13 protein-coding genes are annotated in these 14,828 nt (G+C 62.0%); 3 read left to right on the top strand and 10 right to left on the bottom strand.

The window, feature by feature from the left end; translation table 11 throughout:
• Positions 1 to 31 precede the first annotated feature (31 nt).
• The 3 genes from E8Q41_RS10720 to E8Q41_RS10710 all read left to right on the top strand — a co-directional run bounded on the left by E8Q41_RS10720 (position 32) and on the right by E8Q41_RS10710 (position 1,643).
• Positions 32 to 418, top strand: a complete 387-nt coding sequence (locus E8Q41_RS10720) for a hypothetical protein (protein WP_137155534.1) — start codon at positions 32 to 34, stop codon at positions 416 to 418.
• A gap of 113 nt (positions 419 to 531) precedes the next feature.
• Positions 532 to 1,029, top strand: a complete 498-nt coding sequence (locus tag E8Q41_RS10715) for a copper chaperone PCu(A)C (protein ID WP_137155533.1) — start codon at positions 532 to 534, stop codon at positions 1,027 to 1,029.
• Positions 1,026 to 1,643: an SCO family protein gene (locus E8Q41_RS10710; RefSeq protein ID WP_137155532.1), complete on the top strand. Its 618-nt coding sequence runs from the start codon at positions 1,026 to 1,028 to the stop codon at positions 1,641 to 1,643. Before E8Q41_RS10715 ends, E8Q41_RS10710 begins: the two co-directional genes overlap by 4 nt.
• Positions 1,644 to 1,709: 66 nt before the next feature.
• Here E8Q41_RS10710 and E8Q41_RS10705 read toward each other — a convergent pair whose 3' ends face one another.
• From E8Q41_RS10705 to E8Q41_RS10660, 10 genes are all read right to left on the bottom strand, one after another.
• Positions 1,710 to 3,548 (bottom strand): methyl-accepting chemotaxis protein, encoded by a 1,839-nt coding sequence (locus E8Q41_RS10705; RefSeq protein ID WP_137155531.1) that lies wholly within the window; start codon positions 3,546 to 3,548, stop codon positions 1,710 to 1,712.
• 190 nt (positions 3,549 to 3,738) lie between these two features.
• Entirely contained in the window at positions 3,739 to 6,891 is a 3,153-nt protein-coding gene (locus tag E8Q41_RS10700; protein WP_137155530.1) for an efflux RND transporter permease subunit, read from the bottom strand.
• Positions 6,892 to 6,917: 26 nt separating this feature from the next.
• Positions 6,918 to 8,045 carry an efflux RND transporter periplasmic adaptor subunit gene (locus E8Q41_RS10695; protein WP_137155529.1) on the bottom strand — a complete coding sequence of 376 codons (1,128 nt, stop codon included), beginning with the start codon at positions 8,043 to 8,045 and terminating at the stop codon, positions 6,918 to 6,920.
• A 15-nt stretch (positions 8,046 to 8,060) separates the two neighbouring features.
• Entirely contained in the window at positions 8,061 to 8,666 is a 606-nt protein-coding gene (locus E8Q41_RS10690) for a TetR family transcriptional regulator (RefSeq protein ID WP_137155528.1), read from the bottom strand.
• A 168-nt stretch (positions 8,667 to 8,834) separates the two neighbouring features.
• Complete coding sequence (locus E8Q41_RS10685; RefSeq protein ID WP_137155527.1) at positions 8,835 to 9,164, bottom strand: L-rhamnose mutarotase; 330 nt, start codon at positions 9,162 to 9,164, stop codon at positions 8,835 to 8,837.
• An 11-nt stretch (positions 9,165 to 9,175) separates the two neighbouring features.
• Positions 9,176 to 10,285 carry a mandelate racemase/muconate lactonizing enzyme family protein gene (locus E8Q41_RS10680; protein WP_137155526.1) on the bottom strand — a complete coding sequence of 370 codons (1,110 nt, stop codon included), beginning with the start codon at positions 10,283 to 10,285 and terminating at the stop codon, positions 9,176 to 9,178.
• 3 nt (positions 10,286 to 10,288) lie between these two features.
• Positions 10,289 to 11,386, bottom strand: coding sequence for a sn-glycerol-3-phosphate ABC transporter ATP-binding protein UgpC (gene ugpC / locus E8Q41_RS10675; protein ID WP_137155525.1), 1,098 nt, complete (start codon positions 11,384 to 11,386; stop codon positions 10,289 to 10,291).
• A gap of 3 nt (positions 11,387 to 11,389) precedes the next feature.
• On the bottom strand, positions 11,390 to 12,256 hold the full coding sequence (locus tag E8Q41_RS10670) for a carbohydrate ABC transporter permease (protein ID WP_137155524.1): 867 nt from the start codon (positions 12,254 to 12,256) through the stop codon (positions 11,390 to 11,392).
• Positions 12,257 to 12,258: 2 nt separating this feature from the next.
• On the bottom strand, positions 12,259 to 13,155 hold the full coding sequence (locus tag E8Q41_RS10665) for a sugar ABC transporter permease (RefSeq protein ID WP_137155523.1): 897 nt from the start codon (positions 13,153 to 13,155) through the stop codon (positions 12,259 to 12,261).
• Between the two features lie 79 nt (positions 13,156 to 13,234).
• The gene (locus tag E8Q41_RS10660; RefSeq protein ID WP_246660161.1) at positions 13,235 to 14,509 is read right to left on the bottom strand and encodes a sugar ABC transporter substrate-binding protein; all 1,275 of its coding nucleotides are present in this window, start codon (positions 14,507 to 14,509) and stop codon (positions 13,235 to 13,237) included.
• Positions 14,510 to 14,828: the final 319 nt, after the last annotated feature.

Genomic DNA, 14,828 nt, shown 5'->3' with positions numbered 1-14,828 from the left:
CGGTTTGGGGAAAAGCAAATAGAGAGGGGCCATGACCCGGTTTTGGCCCCGTATTGACCGTCTGAACGTCGCGATCACGCTGCGCTTTCTGTGCGCGCTCGCCGTCGCGATGATCGGCTTTGCGCATAAGCCGGTCTTTGCGGCGCAGCCCTATGGTTACGAAGTTTCGGTTTTGCCGGATGGCGAAATCGCCACGATGTGCCTGTCGTCGCCGAACCCGGGCGGAAAGAAAACTGTCGCCGGGAGTTCGTGCGAAGCCTGCCGCCTGTCATCCGCTTGCCTGTCTCCAGAGCCGCCAGAGAGTAGTGGCGTCTTGATCCGGCCGGCTCTCGCGATGCTTCCCGTCGCCGGGCAGGGCGGCCCGCCGCTTGACGTTCTTTCCTATCGCGGCGCGCCGCGCGCATCGCCAGCCATCTGAGCGCTCCGTCGCCCGCGCCCGTTTGGGGCGAAGGCGAAGTCGAAGCGCGAGCGGGATAGTCGATGTCATTCCCGCTTGCCGAAGTTCAGAGACAGTTTGCAGGGTCAATTCCCATGAAGAAGACACTCATCCGCGCCGCCATGATGGCCGCATTGTTCGTCGCCACGCCCGTCCTCGCCCACGAATACAAGCTCGGACAACTCGAAATCGATCATCCCTATTCCCGCGCCATGTTGCCGGGCGCGGTCGTCGGCGCCGGCTATCTGAAAGTCGTCAATCACGGCGACGCCGACCGTCTGCTGCGGGTCACCACGCCCCGCGCGCAATCGTCGCAATTGCATGAGATGCAGATGAGCGACGACATGATGAGCATGCAGGAAATGGGCGACGGCCTCGAAATTCCTGCCCATGGCGTTCTCGAATTGAAGCCCGGCGCCTTCCATGTGATGTTCATGAATGTCGCCCAGCCGTTCAAGGAAGGCGAACGCGTCAAGGCGACGCTTACGTTTGAAAAAGCCGGCTCCGTCGATGTCGACTTCGTCGTCGGTCCCCCGGCTGGCGATCAACCCGCTCATGACCATCACGGCGACCATACGGACCACGCGCAATGACCAAGACCAACCCCTTCCTGATCGTGGTGCTTGCAGTCGTCGGCTTGTTCATGTCGGCGCTGATCGGCATCATCGCCTGGGTGGCCGCGGATGACTACAGGCCGGGCCCTTTCCGCGAAACCTTCACGCTGATCAATGATCGCGGCGAGACGGTGACGGAAAAGATGTTCCGGGGGCGGCCCTCGCTCGTCTATTTCGGCTACACGCATTGCCCGGAAGTCTGCCCGACCACGCTTTATGACGTCTCGGTCTGGTTGAAGAAACTGGGTCCGGAAGGGGCGGGTCTGCAGGTCTATTTCATCACTATCGATCCCGAGCGCGACACCCAGCAATTGCTGCATGGCTATGTCAACGCCTTCACCGACCGCATCACCGGCATCACCGGCGATCCCAAGGAAATCAGGAAGGTGGTCGACGGCTGGATGATCCATGCCTCGAAATCGGCGAGCAAGAATGGCGACTATCACATGAGCCATACGACGTCGCTGCTGCTGATCGGCTCGGACGCCCGGCTGAAATATCTGCTTCCCTATGGCACGGAAGACAGTGTCGCGGTCGACCGCATCCGCGATTTCCTGAAGCGGGATCGCCGCGCGGCGGAAGCCAACAGTTAGAATTCGCACGCCCGAAGACATATGATGCCGCGCGCCTTTTGACGCGCGGCTTTTCTCTTGCCTATCTCAGGCTGCTCGCCGCTGGTCCCAGGCGGTTCCGAGCTCACGGGCATCGGCTTGGCGGTTGAGCTTGAATTGTCCCACCAGTTCCGAAAGCCCGGCCGAATCCTGCGCCAGCGAATGGCTTATAGCGGTCGTCTCCTCCACCATGGCGGCGTTCTGCTGGGTCATCTGGTCGATGGAATTCACCGCTGCAGATATCTCTTGCAGTCCGATCGACTGTTCGCGCGAGGCGGTGTCGATGGCGTTGATCTTGAGATCGATGTCGTTGACGAAGGCCGCGATCCGGGTCAGCGCCTGGCCGGTTTCATCGACGAGACGGACGCCGGAGGAGACCTGTTCGCTCGAACTCTTGATGAGCGCGGAAATTTCCTTGGCAGCCTGCGCCGAGCGTTGCGCCAGCTCCCGCACTTCCTGTGCCACGACCGCAAACCCCTTGCCGGCGTCGCCAGCGCGCGCGGCTTCGACGCCGGCGTTCAGCGCCAAGAGATTGGTCTGGAAGGCGATCTGGTCGATCACGGCGATGATCTGGCCGATCTTGCCCGAGGATTCTTCGATCCGGCGCATGGCGTCGACGGCCTCGGTCACCACGTCCTGGGAGGTCTGGGCGCAGGCGCGGGCGTCGCCCACCAGAATGCGGGTCTCGGAGGCGCGTTCCGCCGAGGATTTGACCGTCGACGTCACCTCGTCGAGCGAGGCGGAGGTCTGTTCGAGCGCTGCGGCCTGTTGCTCCGTGCGCTTGGCGAGATTGCCGGCCGAATCCTTCATCTCCTCGGCATTGCCGGAGACCTGGGCGGTCTTGGCCAGCACCTGTTCGAGCGCGCGCTGGAAGGTGGCGATAGAGTTGTTGAAATAGTGCCGGAGCGGCTCGAAGCGCGGCGCGAAGGGATGGTCGATCGTCACCCGCATATCGCAGGCCGCAAGCCGTTCGAGGCCGGCGCCGAGTTCGTCGACCACCTGCTTCAATTCGCCGGCTTCCGTCTGCATCAGTTCCTCTCGGGCGCGCTTTTCCTCCTCGATCCGGTCATTCTGCTCGGCGATCTTGCGCAACCTGTCCTGGACACGGGCGCTGACGGAATCGCGCAGCGTTTCGAGCGCCCGCGACATGTCGCCGAATTCGCTGCGATCCTTCGCGCCGCCGATCGGCGCGTCGAACTCTTCCGATGCGATGCGCTGCATCGCGCGCATCAGCGATTTCATTGGCGCGATGACGCTGCGGATGACGGTGAAGGCAAAGCCCTGCAGGATGATCATGCCGATGATGCTGACGAGCCCTTGCTGTCGGCCGATCTCCCAGCGACGGGCATGGAGATCGTCGACATAGACGCCGGTGCCGATCACCCAGCCCCAGGGTTCGAACAGGGCGACATGCGACAGTTTTTCAGCCGGCTCCGCTTCGCCGGGCTTCGGCCATTGATAGGTCACGAAGCCGGATTTCTCATTGCGCGCCACGCGGGTGAATTCTGAAAACAGCGACAGGCCGGTCGGGTCTTTCATGCCGCTGACATTCTTGCCGTTCAGCTCGGGCTTGGTCGGGTGCATGACCATCTTCTGGTCGAGGCTGTTGATCCAGACATAACCGTTTTCGCCGTAGCGCAGCGCGCCGATCGCTTCCATTGCCCGCGCCTGGGCCTGTTCGCGCGTCAGTTTGCCGGAGGTTTCCAGTGCATGTGCCGCCTTGGCGATCGCCATGGCGTTGTCGTCGATGGAGGACAAAAGCATGCGCCGGTCCGACATCATCTGCGCGTCGGTGGTCGTCAGGCTGAAATAGAAGACGCCGCCGAGGACGAGAAAGGCAAGCGCCACGAGGGCGTAAAGTCTCGAAGAAACCGAAAAGTTCTGCATGGCCGATCCTGAAAAGCAGGTGAACGAATGCAGGGGACAAGACATGCCTGACCCCGTCGGCGCCATGACATTCGTCAACGCAACTGTGGGAACGGCTTGTTGAGGCGGATATTTATGATTGTGGTATAAAATTAGTTTCTAACGAATTTAGAGAGCGGCCTGAAAACTTTAGGCCGCTTCCTGAAATGCTTCACTCTGCAGCCTGCGGCAACGGTTCCGGAAGATGGTGATCCGCCTCCGTCACGTTGTCTTCCGCAGGTTCCGCTTTGGCGCCGCTGTCCTTTTTCGTGCGGCCGAAGAATAGTGCATAGCCGGCGGGCAGCACGAAGATGGTCAGAAGCGTGGCGACAAGGATGCCGCCCATCATCGCATAGGCAAGCGGTCCCCAGAACACTCCGCGTGAGATCGGGATCAGCGCCAGCACGGCGGTGAGCGCTGTCAGCGTGATCGGCCGGAAACGCCTGACGGCGGCGCCGATGATGGCTTCGGATCGCTCCATTCCGGCGGCGATATCCTGGTCGATCTGGTCGACGAGAATGATCGAATTGCGGATGATGATGCCGAGCAGCGCGATGACGCCGAGGATGGCGACGAAGCCGAACGGCGCGCCGCTGATCAGGAGCGCGGCGGCGGCGCCGATGATGCCCAGGGGACCTGTGGCAAGCACCAGCATCGCCTTGCCGAAATGCTGCAGCTGGACCATCAGCAGCACCACGATGATGGCGAGCATGATCGGCGCCTTGGCGGCGATCGAGGCCTGGCTTTCGGCGGAATCCTCTGGCCCGCCCTGGATCTCCACCCGATAGCCAGCCGGAAGCGTGGCGCGGAGATCGGCCATGCCGGCATACATGGCGGTCACTACATCATTGGCCTGGACGTCGTCGGGCAGCGTGGCGCGCACGGTGATCGTCGGCAGGCGGTCGCGACGCCATTCGATGCCCTGCTCCATGACCGGTTCGACCTTGGCGATCTGCGACAGCGGCACGAAGGTTCCGAGATCAGTCGGTATGGAGATGCTCTGGACCGCCGAGAGCAGCTTGCGATCGGCTTCGGGCTCGCGGGCGACGATCGACACGGTTTCTTCGCCATCGCGGAAATCATCGAGCGGCGCGCCTGACATCGTCGCCTGCAACATCTGGCGGATACGTTGCGACGTGACGCCGAGGGCGCGGGCGCGGTCCTGGTCGACGACCAGTTTCATGGCTGTCACAGGCTCCAGCCAGTCGTCATGCACGGCGCCGAGTTGCGGATTGGCTATGAAGCGTTCCTTGACCTGATCTGCGATGCGGCGCACCTCTGCTCTGTCAGGACCCATCACCCGCATCTGCACCGGCCAGCCGGTCGGCGGACCCAGGAACAGACGGTCGACCTTGCCGCGGATCGAGGGGAAGTCGCTGGCGAGAATGCCGCGCAGCTTGACGATCAACCTTTCGCGGGCCGGTTCGTCCTGCGCCATCACCAGAAGCTGGGCGTAATTCGGATTGCGCAATTGTTGATCGAGCGGCAGGAAGAAGCGCGGCGCGCCTTCGCCGATATAGGTGGCGACGAATTTCTTGTCCTTGTCGTCGGCGATTTTGGCTTCGAGCAATTTGGCCTGACGCTCCACTTCCGTGATGCTGGTTCCCTCCGGCAGCCAGAGATCAACGAGAATTTCCGGACGCGACGACTGCGGGAAGAAGTTCTTCGGAATGAACTGGAAGGCCCAGAGGCTCGCGCCGAAGGTGAGAAGCGTCAGCGTCAGAACGATCGCCTTGTAACGCACCGCCCAGGCGACCGTGTGGTGGAGCCCGCGATAGAAGCGGGTGTCGAACACATCCTTGTGCGCGCCAGCATGCGCCCGCTGCTTGAGGATCATGTGGCCGAGCCAGGGCGTGAAATAGACGGCGACGAACCAGGAGAGCACCAGTGCAATGCCGACCACATAGAAGAGCGAGCGCACATATTCGCCGGCGGTGGATTCCGCAAAACCCACGGGAATGAAGCCGGCGGTGGTGATCAATGTGCCCGTGAGCATGGGAAAAGCGGTGGAGGAATAGGCAAAGCTCGCGGCCTCCAGCTTCGGCAGGCCTTCCTCAAGTTTGCGCTCCATCAGCTCGACCACGATCATGGCGTCGTCGACCAAGAGGCCGAGCGCGATGATCAGCGCGCCGAGCGAGATGCGCTGCAGGTCGATGCCGAGCTCGTACATCACGCCGAAAGTGGCGGCCAGCACCAGCGGAATGGTGATGGCGATGACGATGCCCGAACGCCAGCCGATCGACAGGAAGGAGACGATCAGCACGATCACCAGCGCCTCGCCGAGCGCCTTCATGAATTCGCCGACGGCTTCGGTGACCACATGCGGCTGATTGGCGATCTGGTCGACCTTGACGCCATAGGGCAGGGAGGCCTCGAAACGCTTATAGGTTTCCTCCACCTGCGCGCCGACATCGGTGACTTTGAACCCCTTGCTCATGACCACGCCGACCTGGACGCTTTCTGCGCCATTGAAGCGAAACTTGCGTTGAACGGGATCTTCGAGCCCTTGATAGATCGTGGCGATGTCGCCGAGGCGGGTCACCTCGCTGCCCGCGCGGAGGCGGAGTTCACGAATGGCTGCAACGCGATCGACAGCGCCATCGACGGAAATCCGCACCGATCTCAGGCCGGTGTCGAGGGTCCCCGAGGGGTCGACGCCGTTCTGGCCCTTCAGCGCATTCTGGATATCGGTGAGCGTCAGTCCGCGTTCGGCAAGCGCTTTGGAGGAAATGTCGATATAGATCTTCTCAGGCTGGTCGCCGAGGATGACCGCCTTTTCGACGCCGGGCGTGGTCAGCAGCATGTCGCGCGCCTGGATGGCGAAAGCCTTGAGTTCCGGATAGGAATAGCCCTCGCCGCTCAGCGAATGCAGCGTGATATAGGTGTCGCCGAATTCGTCGTTGAAATAGGGACCGAGCAACCCCGACGGCAGTTCACTGGCGATATCGCCGACCTTCTTGCGCGCCTGGTAGAAGGACTCGCCGACGTCAGCTCCCGTCGTGTCGCCCTTGATCTGCAGGGTAATGATGGCGCTGCCGGCGCGGGTATAGGATTTCACCCAGTCGAGATGCGGCGTTTCCTGAAGCTTGCGCTCGATTTTGTTGACGACCTGATCCTGCATCTCCTGGATCGACGCGCCCGGCCAGACAGCCTGGACGACCATGACCCGGAAGGTGAAGTCGGGATCTTCCTTTTGCCCCATATTCAGGAGGCCGAATACGCCGGTCAGCAGAATGAGGCCGAACAGGAAGCGCGCGATGCTCGGATGGCCGATGGCCCAGCGCGACAGGTTGAACTTTTCCTTGCCAGGGGATGTCGTCTGCATGGCCGGGCTCCGTCTGGATGTCGGGTTCAGTTGAGGATGTTTTCAGCCAGCGCCCCGACATCGGGAAGCTTCACCGTCAGATTTTCACGCATGAACTGGGTGCCCGCCGCAACCACGAGGTCGCCGGCCTTGAGCCCGGAAATGATGCCGACGCCATCGGCGGTGAAGGCGCCGACCTCAACGGGCCGGGCATGCACGGTCGCCTTGGCGCGATCGACCGTCCAGACGATCTTGGCGCCATCCTTCTCTGCCAATGCCGTCAGCGGCACCGCGTATTCGGCGGCGTCGGCATGGGTCTCCGCCTCGATCGTCGCCGTCATGCCGATCAGCACATGATCGTTGGCCGGCAGGCTGATGCGGACAGAGAAGGTGCGCGACTGAGGATCTGCGCTGCCCGAGACTTCCCGCACTTTGCCGGTGAGCGCCAAGGCCTTGTCGGCCCAGAAGCTGGCCTTGACCGTATTACCGGGGATGAATTCGGAGATTTCCGTCTCCGGAACGGCGATCTGCACTTCTTTTTCGTCGTCGGCGACGACGGTGAGAACGGGCGAGCCTGCGCTGACGACCTGACCGCGATCGGCGCTGACGGCTGAGACAATGCCGTCGCGGTCGGACATCAGTTCGGCATAGGCCAGCTGGTTCCGCGCCTGCTCGAGAGAGGACTGCGCGGCAGTGCGGGTCGCCGCCGCCTGATCATAGCTCAACTGCGCCTGTTCGAGCTGCGCCTTCGGAATGGCGTTGGTGGCGAACAGCGTCTTGGCGCGGCGATTGGCGAGATCGGCGGTCTCCAGCGCCTTCTGCGTCGAACGCAGATCCGCTTCGGCCGATTGCACCGCGAGCTGGTAGTCCGTCGGGTCGAGACGAGCGAGAACCTCGCCCTTCTTCACACGGTCGCCGATATCGACCTTGCGCTCGATCACCTTGCCTGCGACCCGGAAGCCGAGATTCATTTCGGTGCGGGATTTGACCGAGCCGGAATAGGACAGCGTGCGGGTGGTCGCGGCCGGCGCGATCTCGACAACCTTGACCGGCCGGATTACGGCGGCGGGCGCCTCGGCCTTTTCCTCGGTGCAGCCAGAAAGCAGGCCGGCGCCGATCGCGAGACCGGCGAGAAGAACTGATGTCCTGATGCGCATGCGGTTCGACGTGGTCATGGGAGCCTCCGGTCGTTACTTGAGCGCGGCAAGCGCGAATTCGATGAGCTGTTCGGGCGTCGCCCGGTTGGTCTTGGCTAGGCACTGCGCGACCATCTGCGGATGGCAAAGCACGACGGTCGCGCCGCCAAAGCAGCGCGCGGCGATCTCGGGATCCTGATCGCGGAATTCTCCGGCCTCCACGCCCTGGCGGATGGCCACGGCCAAGAGGTCGTGCAAGCGATTGATGTGCTGATCGATGACATGCCAATCGCGCTCCAGCGCCACGACCACCATTTCATGCACCTTTTCCTGGTCCAGCATGGTCTCGACCGTCATGCGGTGCTGCGCATGAGCCCATTGCCGCAGGCGCTCGGTCGCGCTGATCGGCTGCGACAGGATCTGCTTGGACATCTCATAGGAGCCCATCAGCATGCGGCCGCAGATCGCCTGATGGATTTCGACCTTGGAGGTGAAGAAGCGATAGATATTGGCCGGGGACATGCCGAGATCGCGGGCGATATCGGCCACATTGGTCTTGGCGTAGCCGTAATGGCGAAACAGCCGCTCCGCGGCGTCAAGGATGCGGGTGACGGTTTCGTTTTTCGAAACATCGGAGGCAAGGTCTGGCGCATCAATCACGACTGACGTCTTTCGAATTACGTGTGACGAAATATATAATTCGTCAGTAGTCATAATTTTAGCCGTTGTCAATGGATGATGGGCTGCGGGGTCTGGTCCCGGGCGGCAAGGGCAACAAAAAACCCGCCGGAAAGCGGCGGGCTCGTATCGTCTTGGTGCTGGGAAAGTTCAGTCGTGGTGGAAGACCTCTTCCATTGAAGCCCACCATTCCCCCTCTTTCCGCGTCTCAAGCGGCTTCTGGCAGGGCATGCAGACGGCCCACCAGTCCTGTGTCACCGGATCGGCGGCCATGACCTTCATGTCGGCGTCGAAGTCCTCTCCGTGATATTCGAAATAGGAGAAGAGAAGGTTTTCCGGCTCCTTGAGGAAGATCGAATAGTTGCGAATGTGGCATTGGCTGATCATCTTCAGCACATCGGGCCAGACCGCAGCGTGCAGACGCTTGTATTCCTCGATCTTCTCGGCGTTCAGGCCGATCACCATTCCCATCCGCTGCATGCTGCTCTCCCTCAGGCGATGACGCTGTTGAATTCGGAAATTGCCCTGCGGCGAATTTCCTGCCAGTCCCAGTCGATCCCGAGGCCGGGGGCGGAGGGCGCGATCGCCATACCGCTTTCGATCTTCATCTTCTCGCCGGTGATCTCGTCGAGTTGGGGAATATATTCGACATATTTGCCGTTCGGAACTGCGCAGGCGAGGCTGACATGCAGTTCCATCAGAAAATGCGGACAGATCGGTATATTGTAGGCCTCAGCCGCATGCGCGACCTTGAGCCAGGGCGTGATGCCGCCGATGCGTCCGACATCGACCTGGACGATCGAGCAGGCGCCCCGCTGCATATATTCCCGGAAATGCCGGATGGAATAGAGCGATTCACCGATGGCGATCGGCGTCGAGGTCGAGGCGGAGAGCCTGACATGGCCGTCGATATCGTCGGCGGCCAAGGGCTCTTCAATCCAGGCGAGATCGAGATCGGCGAAGCGACCCGAACGTCGGATGGCTTCGTCCAGCCCAAAACCCTGATTGGCGTCGGTCATGATCTCATAGCCGTCGCCGAGGGCGGCGCGCATGGCCTCCAACCGTTCGACGTCTTCTGCTGCGCGCGGCTTGCCGATCTTCACCTTGGAGCCGGTGAAACCTTTTTCGCGCGCGGCCAGCGCATCCTCGACCAGCGCCTGCTTGTCGATATGCAGCCAGCCGCCTTCGGTGGTGTAGAGCGGCCGGCGATCGGAAGCGCCGCCGGCGAGTTTCCAGAGCGGAAGTCCCATCTTCCGGGCGCGGAGATCCCAGAGCGCCGTGTCGATCGCCGCAAGCGCGATGGCGGTGATCGCGCCGATCGTCGTGGCGTGGGTGTAAAATTCCAGATCGCGCCAGATGGCCTCGATCCGGTCAGCGTCCTGGCCGATGATGCGCGGCGCGAGATGATCGGCGAGAAGCCGCATGACGGAGGAGCCGCCGGTGCCGATCGTGTAACTATAGCCCGCGCCCGTTGCGCCATCGCTGTCGGTGATGATGACGATGGGCGTTTCCTGGCTGACGAAGCTCTGGATCGCATCGGTGCGCTTCACTTTCGGCGCAAGGTCGACCATCAGCAGTTCGACTTTTTCGATTTTCGCCATGGTTCAGACCCTCAGGCTCGCGCCAGTCTCGGCATCGAACAGATGCGCCTGCGACAGATCCACGCTCATGGCGATTACTTCGCCGGATTTCAGCGTGCGCGGATTGAGCATGCGCGCCACCCATTCCTTGCCGGCGAAGGTCACGAAGACCAGCGTCTCGTTGCCGAGCGGCTCGGTGATCGACACCGGCAGCTCGAGAGACGCCACTTCATGGGCTTCTCCCGAATGCAGGCCATGGCCGGCGGGATAGAAATCGTCAGGGCGGATGCCGAAGACCACTTTCTGTCCTGGCCGCAGCCTTTCACGGAAGGCCTGCGGAATGGGCAGCGCATCACCATTTGCGAAGACGAGCCGACCCTGATCCACCGTCGCCTCGACGAGATTCATCGGCGGCGAGCCGATAAAGCCGGCGACGAAGCGGCTGGCGGGGCGTTTGAACACGTCTTCAGGCGTTCCCGCCTGCTCGATGCGGCCGTCGCGCATGATGACGATGCGGTCGGCAAGCGTCATCGCCTCCACCTGGTCATGGGTGACATAGATGACGGTCGACTGCACCTTCGCGTGCAGCTTCTTGATCTCGGTGCGCATCTGCGTGCGCAGCTTGGCGTCGAGATTGGACAGCGGCTCGTCAAAGAGGAAGACTTCCGGGTGGCGCACGATGGCGCGGCCCATCGCGACGCGCTGGCGCTGACCGCCTGAAAGCTGCGCCGGTCGCCGATCCAGCAGCGCCTCCAGATCGAGCGTCTTGGCGGCGTCGGCGACGCGCGCGGCGATCTCATCCTTGGAAGCGCCGGCGATCTTGAGCGAAAAGCCCATATTCTCCGCCACCGTCATATGCGGATAGAGCGCATAGGACTGGAACACCATCGAGATGTTGCGGGCCCGCGGCGGCAGGTCGTTGACCACCTTGCCGCCGATTTCGATCTCGCCGCCGGAAATGTCTTCGAGGCCGGCGATCATGCGCAGCGTTGTCGACTTGCCGCAGCCGGACGGGCCGACCAGCGCGATGAATTCGCGATCGGCGACATCGAGATTGATGCCGTGGACGATTTCAAAGGCGCCGTAGCGCTTGACGAGGTTTCTGAGTGTGACGGGAGCCATGATTTACCCTTTGACCGCGCCGGATGTCAGGCCGGAGACGAGATGTTTCTGGACGGCGAAGGTGAGCGCGAGCGCGGGCAGGATCATCACCACGGCCAGCGCGCACATGCCGCGCCAGTCGATGGTGAATTCCGCCGTGTAATCGAGCAGCCCGACCGGCAGGGTCTTGGAATTGACCGAGCGGGTGAGGTTCGACGCCAGCGCGAACTCGTTCCAGGAGGTGAGAAAGGCGAAGATGCCGGCGGACGCGATGCCGGGTCCGGCAAGCGGAAACTCGACCTGCCAGAAGGCCTGCCAGCGCGTGCAGCCGTCGATCTGGGCGGCTTCGGCGAGGTCCTTCGGCACCTGGCGGAAGAAGCCGTCGATCAGCCAGATCGTGAAGGGCACGTTGAGCGCCACATAAGCGAGGATCAGGCCCATATGCGTGTCGAGAAGGCCGAGCTTGGCGTAGACGAAGAACAGCGGCAGCGACAGAGCGATGCCGGGAACGGTGCGCGTCAGCATCAGTCCGAGAAACCAGCCGGCCTTGCCCCTGAAGGAGAAGCGGGCGAAGGCGTAGCCCCCGGAAATGCCGATGGCGAGCGCGATCACCGTCGAGGTGATCGAGATGATCAGCGAATTGCGGAAATAGTCGATGACCGGAATGCCGCCTTTGCCGACGCCGGAGAACATCGCGACATAGGCGTCGAAGGAGATCTCGCTGGGGATCCAAACCGGCGGCTTGGCCATGATCTCCACGGTCGGGCGGAGCGACGACAGCACGATCCAGAAACCGGGCAGGCAGATGACCATCATCGCCAGGAACAGGCCGACGAGATGCGCGGCCTTGAGGACCCGGCGGCGGATGCGGTGGCTTGAATTGACGTCCATGATCACCACTCCGTCCCGACCTGGGCGCGGGCAAGCGCGAGTTTCTTGTAAAAATAAACTGTGAAGACGATCGACAGCAGGATCGAGAAATAGGCCATGGCGTTGGCCATCCCCATCTTGGCGTCGGCATAGGCTGTGCGCGAGACCAGCGTCCAGAGAAGTTCGGTACGCTTGGCGGGGCCGCCATCGGTCATGATCTTGACGATGTCATAGGCGCGCGCCACATCGAGCGAGCGGATGGTCATGGCGATGAAGGCGAAGGGCATCACGAAGGGCCAGGTGACATAACGGAAGGTCTGCCAGGGCGTGCAGCCGTCGACTTTGGCCGCCTCGATCGGCTCCTTCGGCATGGCGAGCAGGCCCGCCAGGATGAGGATCGCGAAGACGGAGGTGGATGACCAGACTTCCGCCACCACGATCGAAAAGAAGGCGAGCTGGCCGTCGATCAGCCAGGGAATGGCTTGATCGGTCAGCCCCAGGGATTGCAGGGCGTTGTTCACCAGACCGACATTGTCGTTGAACATGAATTTGAACTGGAAGCCGACGAGCAGCGGCGAAAACATCATCGGCAGCATCATCAGCGTGCGCAGGATGCGCTGGCCGGAGACGGCTTTCTCCACCAGCATGGCCAGTCCGAGGCCAAGCAGCATTTCGAGATTGAGCGCCACGGTGAGCAGCAGCACGGTGCGGCCGAAAGCGGTCCAGAATTCGAGATCGGCCAACAGCCGCGCATAATTGCGCAGACCGATGAATACCCAGAACGTGTCCTGCTTGGTCAGCCGGAAGGGCGTGAAGCTCGAATAGAAGGACAAAATCAGGGGCGCGATCACCACGGCCGCCAGCACGATTACGGCCGGCAACAGCAGGAGAACGGGCGCCGAAAGTTTAAAACCTCTCATTCGAGGGCTCCGGCCGATATGCGTGATAACAAGGGAGAGGCGCGACCGCGGTTGGCGGTCGCGCCCATGTCGGAAATGCTCAGAGAGCGCCGGCGTCTTCGAGGATGGCGGTCGCCTTGGCGGCGGCGGCGTCCAGCGCCTGCTTGGAGGTCTTGTCGCCGAGAATGGCGGCCTGAAGCTCCGGATAGACGGCGTTGGAAATTTCGATCCATTGCGGCGTCTGCGGCACCGGGAAGGCGTGCTTGGCGGCTTCCTGGAAGGCGGTGAGCACTTCCTTCTTGTAGGGATCGTTTGCTGCCTGCGCGACGTCCCATTCCCAGACGGCGGTGCGGGTCGGCAGCGGGCCGGCGGCGGCTTCGAGTTTCTGGCTGTCCTCATTGGTCAGGAACCAGACGAGCGAGGCGGCCGCGTCCTTATGGGCGCAGCTCTCGGTCACCGAGAAGCCGTGATGGCCAGACCAGCCGGTGCGGATGCCGGCGGAGCCCTGCGGCTGAACCTTCACGCCGACATTGCCGGCGACCTTGGACGACTTGGGATCGTTGAAGAAAGTCGCCCAGCCCGGCCAATCGAGATTGAGCGCCACGGTGCCGGAGGCGAAGCCCTGGCCGAGGTCGTCCCAGAGATAGTTGGTCGTGCCGGCCGGAACCGCCTTGTTCTTGTACAGGCGCACGAACCAGTCGAGCGCGCGTACGCCGGCGTCGGAATTGAAGGCCGGCTTGCCGTCGCCGTCGAGATACTGGCCGCCTTCGGCCACCAGCATTTCATAGAAACGGCCGTTGATCGCCTCTTCCTTGCCGGCGAACTGCGTGCCGTAGAAATCCGGCGGGCTCGCGAAGAATTCCGCCTGGTCGGCGAGATCGGCCCAGGTGTCGGGCGGTGTCAGGTCACGGCCATATTTTTCCTTGAAGGCCTTCTTCTTGGCTTCGTCCTGATAGAGGCTCTTTTGGTAATAGAGCGCCGAGACGTCGAACTGGGCGCGCGGCAGCATCACCAGCTTGCCGTCGAGCGTCGAAGCCTTGATGTTTGCCGGCACGAAAGCGTCGATTTCTTCCTTGGGCAGCAATGCGCCGAGATCGGTGTAGATGTCGGGATATTGCGGGGCGAAGGACGAGTGGTTCGAACCTACGCACCAGGTCACGCTGCTCGACGCGATGTCCGACTTGATTTCCTTGTCGAGTTCGAAGTGGTTCTTCTTCGAGAGAATATTGACCTTGGCGCCGGTCGCCTTCTCCCATTCGCCGATCCGCGCATAAAGCGCCTCATATTGCTGGCCGCCGATCAGCTTGGCGTCGATCGTGACGCCGTCGAACTTTCCCGGCAGATCCGCGGCCTGAGCAAACCCGCCCAGCAACATCAAGGAGACGACTCCGGCGGAGACGCCGGACAGCAATTTCACCATGACTTCCTCCCAGTTTGACAATGGCGGCCCCCTCCGGACCTGGCCCATCAAACCCTCACCCATGAAGGTTTCATTCATATGTAAACAGTGAATCCGACATGCGTCAAGCCGGGATTGTGTTTGCGGAACAAAAGCGCCCGGAACACGTGCGTTCGTGGCCGCCCGGGCGCACGTCGCTTCCGTGGTATTTTGGGGAATTGAGAAAGAAGACGCGGCAAAGAAGGCCCGTGCGCTTCAACGCCGATGAAGTCGGGGCCTATAGACGGCCCTGTCT

The sequence above is a fragment of the Rhizobium sp. FKL33 genome (assembly GCF_005222915.1).
GTDB lineage: Bacteria > Pseudomonadota > Alphaproteobacteria > Rhizobiales > Rhizobiaceae > Rhizobium_E.
The sequence above is the reverse complement of the archived record's forward strand: the minus strand, read 5'-3'. Positions and strand labels throughout refer to the sequence as shown.

Bases quoted from the DNA above. Each gene is read 5' to 3' on its own strand.
- E8Q41_RS10670 (WP_137155524.1), bottom strand. From the start codon at position 12,256: ATGGACGTCAATTCAAGCCACCGCATCCGCCGCCGGGTCCTCAAGGCC.
- E8Q41_RS10700 (WP_137155530.1), bottom strand. From the start codon at position 6,891: ATGCAGACGACATCCCCTGGCAAGGAAAAGTTCAACCTGTCGCGCTGG.
- E8Q41_RS10660 (WP_246660161.1), bottom strand. From the start codon at position 14,509: ATGTTGCTGGGCGGGTTTGCTCAGGCCGCGGATCTGCCGGGAAAGTTC.
- E8Q41_RS10685 (WP_137155527.1), bottom strand. From the start codon at position 9,164: ATGCAGCGGATGGGAATGGTGATCGGCCTGAACGCCGAGAAGATCGAG.
- E8Q41_RS10710 (WP_137155532.1), top strand. From the start codon at position 1,026: ATGACCAAGACCAACCCCTTCCTGATCGTGGTGCTTGCAGTCGTCGGC.
- E8Q41_RS10720 (WP_137155534.1), top strand. From the start codon at position 32: ATGACCCGGTTTTGGCCCCGTATTGACCGTCTGAACGTCGCGATCACG.
- E8Q41_RS10680 (WP_137155526.1), bottom strand. From the start codon at position 10,285: ATGGCGAAAATCGAAAAAGTCGAACTGCTGATGGTCGACCTTGCGCCG.
- ugpC (WP_137155525.1), bottom strand. From the start codon at position 11,386: ATGGCTCCCGTCACACTCAGAAACCTCGTCAAGCGCTACGGCGCCTTT.
- E8Q41_RS10715 (WP_137155533.1), top strand. From the start codon at position 532: ATGAAGAAGACACTCATCCGCGCCGCCATGATGGCCGCATTGTTCGTC.
- E8Q41_RS10695 (WP_137155529.1), bottom strand. From the start codon at position 8,045: ATGACCACGTCGAACCGCATGCGCATCAGGACATCAGTTCTTCTCGCC.
- E8Q41_RS10705 (WP_137155531.1), bottom strand. From the start codon at position 3,548: ATGCAGAACTTTTCGGTTTCTTCGAGACTTTACGCCCTCGTGGCGCTT.
- E8Q41_RS10665 (WP_137155523.1), bottom strand. From the start codon at position 13,155: ATGAGAGGTTTTAAACTTTCGGCGCCCGTTCTCCTGCTGTTGCCGGCC.